The following is a 1,658-nucleotide window of genomic DNA, read 5'->3' as shown; positions in this document are numbered from 1 at the left end:
AGCAACAAGATTCTCTCCTTAAGAACAGTATTTAAATTAACAACTGACTTTAAGAGTAAGGAAAGCAACTTTTGTAGTAAGACAATTAATAAAGCTTTTATCCTAAACTAAAAGCAATAGCTGATAGCTGATGGATGACTGTTGTTTGCGCAGCATTCCGGAGGAAATGCTTACCTGATAACTGATAACTGATAACTGATAACTGATAACTGAAATTACTTTTTATGATTCACGCAATAATCTAGATTTTCTAACTGATAAGGAAACAACTTTTTGAACCATTTTTCATCAATGGGTTGAGATTTATCGCCATCAATAAAAGAGTTAAGTTTATTTTGCCATTCTGGGTCATTATTCGGAATAATCATCCCATAAAAATCACAGGTTAAAGGTTTTTCTGGAACTAACTTGTAATTATTAATATCTAAATTTTGCCTGACTACTTCCCCGATAGATAAAATTCCATCATTAACAAAAGCCTGAATTTCTCCTTTAGCTAAAGATTTTACAGCTTGATTCACCCCTGTATTACCTTCAAAATAAATTGCTTCAGTTTCAGGATATTTTGTTTGAATAAATTTTTCTGTAGTAGTATTTCTCAAGACACCTGTTTTAACTCCTGCTAAATTGCTATTAGGATTTATTTCTGTGTCTTTAGCAACTAGAAAATTCGTTCCTGTGACAAAGAAAGGATTAGAAAAAGCCACATTTATCACATCATCTCTAATAGTATTTGGACCGCATTCTAAATGTACATTACCATTCTGAACTAACTGAAAACGATTTTCTAGATTCGATGGAATTTTTATTACTTTAACTCCAGTGGAAATTTTCAATTCTTGAGCAATTTTTTGAGCAAAAACATCAATTATATCTTCACAATAACCAGCCCATTCTCCGGTATTATTTACATAACCAAAAGGAGTAGCGTCTCTTCTAATTGCTACTTTCATTACTCCAGTTCTTTGAATTTCTTCTAAGATACTTTCTTGTCTTTTAGGAACTTGAGCAGTAACAGTTGGAGGTACGATCGGTTTTGGTGGAGAATTACCATAAGCAGTTTCTAATTGTTGTGCTTTTAAAGATTGAATTAAATTCAAACTTAGGGAATCTTTATTCATAACTTTCCCATAAGAAGCAGTTAAATATGGTTCATATTCTGATTGATTATCTAGATATTTTTTAAAGAAAGCTACGCTCAAGTTCTTGAGATAATACTGTCCTACTTCTGGTGTTGGTCCCTGTAATATTTCAGGCAAACCAGGTATTAAAGTGCTGGTAGAAAAATGAGTTCCCGGAATCAAAAAAGCTAAATATTTATCTGGGTTATCCATCCAAATAAAAGGATGAACATCTTCTTCTATTCCTGGGGTGAGAAGATCGTGACTACCTCCCATCATTAGAGTAGGAACAGAAATATTTCTCATTTCTTCAGGTCCGAAAACTACACTTGTTAGAGGAAAGTAAGCAAAAACTGCTTTGATACGAGGGTCTCTTAACTGATAGTTTGAAGGAGGTAAATAATTGGCACGACATTGCAATAATACTGATATATTTAAACTCAAATTTTCCGGGTCACATTCTTGATTTAATCTGGGCAAATTAATATTTGCACCTCCTAAAGATAAGACTGTTGTTGCACCAAAAGAATTTCCCAG

1 protein-coding gene is annotated in these 1,658 nt (G+C 32.9%); it reads right to left on the bottom strand.

Annotation, left to right across the window (positions count from 1 at the left end; genetic code table 11):
* Nucleotides 1–215 precede the first annotated feature (215 nt).
* Nucleotides 216–1,658: transporter substrate-binding domain-containing protein (locus tag F6K13_RS32085; RefSeq protein ID WP_287289741.1), on the bottom strand; the 1,443-nt coding region annotated here is incomplete at its 5' end.

The sequence above is a fragment of the Okeania sp. SIO2B9 genome (assembly GCF_010672505.1).
Lineage (GTDB): Bacteria > Cyanobacteriota > Cyanobacteriia > Cyanobacteriales > Microcoleaceae > Okeania > Okeania hirsuta.
This window is presented reverse-complemented; position numbering and strand designations above follow the sequence as displayed.